Here is a 2,228-nt window from a genome sequence, read left to right as displayed (position 1 = left end):
AGACGGAAAGGCAATTTTGCATCCATGATAAGTTTAGCCAATCCCAAAACGTTTGCTCCACCCCCCATGTCTTTTTTCATAAGCAACATGTTATTGGCTGATTTAATATCGAGTCCTCCAGTATCAAAAGTTACGCCTTTGCCCACCAAGGTTATTTTAGGATGATGTTCTTGGCCCCAGAGTAACTCAATCAGTCGTGGTGGAGTACTGCCTGCTCGTCCTACGGCATGAATCATCGGAAAGTTATGGGTTAAGAGATCATCTCCACAAATACTTTGGACATGAGCACCATAAATTTTTCCTAGTTGTCGTACTTCTTTTTCGAGAGTATCAGGGTTCATATCATTGGCTGGAATATTAATGAGATCACGGACAAAGAAGACAGCTTCATAAATTCGTTGGAGTTCATTAAGATCAATTGCCTCATTGACATGGATAGATAAAGATTTGAAAGAAGAATTTTGACGATAGCGATTAAATTGATAACTGCCGAATGCCAATCCAAGATAGGTATTTATTTCATCAGAGTTTGTACCTTCTAAATGCCATTGACCAGCAGGAAGTTTTTGAGCAAGAACTCCTGTGATAAAAGGATCGTTACCATTGCCAATTCCAAATAAAACTTTTTTTAAATGCCCCGTTTCGTGAGGAATAAAGAGTATTTGTCCTGCTTTACCAGTAAAGTCATTAACTTTTATCCATGCTGTTGTTGACGCATCAAGTGATAAGTTGGCAAGAGTTCTTTGGTTTACCAAGATGATAGGGCAACTGTTATCGATACGCGTTGAGGTAAAATGAATGGGGTGGTGGTGCATAGTTATGAGATCCTTATAGTCGTCTAAGTGCGACATATTCGACCAAATGATTTTTTCCCTTTCGTAGAATGAGATTGGACCTTGGTCGTGTTGGCAATATATTTTCTTGTAAATTTTTTAAATTAATCGTTTGCCAAAGATCCTCAGCAATTTTTGAGGCTTCTTTTTCATTGAGGTGGGCATAACGATGAAAATAGGATTCAGGATTTTGGAAAGCTGTTTTACGCAAACGTTTAAAACGTTCCAAATACCAGTGACGAATGACTTCTGTTTCAGCATCGACATAAATTGAAAAATCAAAAAAATCAGATACGAAAGGAATGGCTTTCCCATCTTTAGGAAGATCACTGACCTGTAATACATTAATACCTTCAACAATTAAAATATCAGGATGGTCAATGGCAATTGTCTGGTTTTCTAGAACATCATAGGTCATATGTGAGTAAAGCGGAGCACGAATATTTCCGACACCTGCTTTTATAGCAGAAAGAAAGCATAGCAATTTTTTTATGTCATAGGAATCAGGAAATCCTTTACGATTCATACGATTTTTTTGCTGTAAGATTGCGTTAGGATAGAGAAAACCATCCGTTGTGATCAGATCAACTTTAAGACTAGATGTCCAACGTTTCAATAGTTCTTGAAGAATGCGAGCAGTGGTTGATTTTCCTACTGCTACAGAACCAGCAATTCCAATAATAAAAGGCGTTTTCCTCATCTCTTCTTGATGGAGAAACTTCTGACGTTTGTGAAAAAGTTCCTGTACGGCTTCAACATGGCATGATAACAAACGCGATAAAGAAAGATAAATGCGTTGAACTTCCTCAAGATCGATAGGATCATCCATAGAGCGTAAACGCTTAATTTCATCAAAAGTCAAAGTAAGAGGTGTATCCGCACGAAACTCTGACCATTGTTGTGCAGTAAAGACACGGTAGGGTGAATATCGGTCAGAAACGGATTTGACCAGATTATCTTTCTGATTAATTTTTTGTATAGTCGTATCAATCATTTGTATTGGTCGAGAATTTTTTTGCCGCAGCAATCGATTAAGAACGGACATGTGAACGGCTTTGTATTCAAGTAAATTTTGTTTTTCATGCTCTCTTCTTCAAGATAATAGGTCATTTTTTGTTAGCTTATCGTCCAGTCATTCCAATCTACACGGATTTGTTCCAATGAGTACCCTTGCGCCAAAAAAGCCCATAAAAGTAGACGGGCTTTTACGGCTGATAAATAACCAGACATGAGCGCACCAGAAGCAATCATATCGATTTCTGAGCCTTTATAGCCATAAGTTATACGAGTTGTGGAGCCATTACAACAACGACTAGCAATAATGATTGGTATTTTTTGTGCATATTGTTGTACGAGGTCTGCTTCTTGAAAACTACAGTGTCCTGCACCAAAACC

The 2,228-nt window shown here is 38.0% G+C and carries 1 protein-coding gene and 2 pseudogenes; all 3 read right to left on the bottom strand.

Annotated features, from left to right (window positions below; all coding sequences use genetic code 11):
- Positions 1–815, bottom strand: a pseudogene (locus ACFIO3_RS11940) (M17 family metallopeptidase); the annotation flags it as partial.
- A gap of 13 nt (positions 816–828) precedes the next feature.
- On the bottom strand, positions 829–1,827 hold the full coding sequence (gene coaA, locus ACFIO3_RS11935; protein WP_375606822.1) for a type I pantothenate kinase: 999 nt from the start codon (positions 1,825–1,827) through the stop codon (positions 829–831).
- A gap of 122 nt (positions 1,828–1,949) precedes the next feature.
- Positions 1,950–2,228, bottom strand: a pseudogene (locus ACFIO3_RS11930) (asparaginase); the annotation flags it as partial.

Source organism: Bartonella sp. AD328YNZD, assembly GCF_042196425.1.
The sequence above is the reverse complement of the archived record's forward strand: the minus strand, read 5'-3'. Positions and strand labels throughout refer to the sequence as shown.

Excerpts from the sequence above, each read along its gene's own strand:
- coaA (WP_375606822.1), bottom strand. The coding sequence starts at position 1,827 with ATGATTGATACGACTATACAAAAAATTAATCAGAAAGATAATCTGGTC.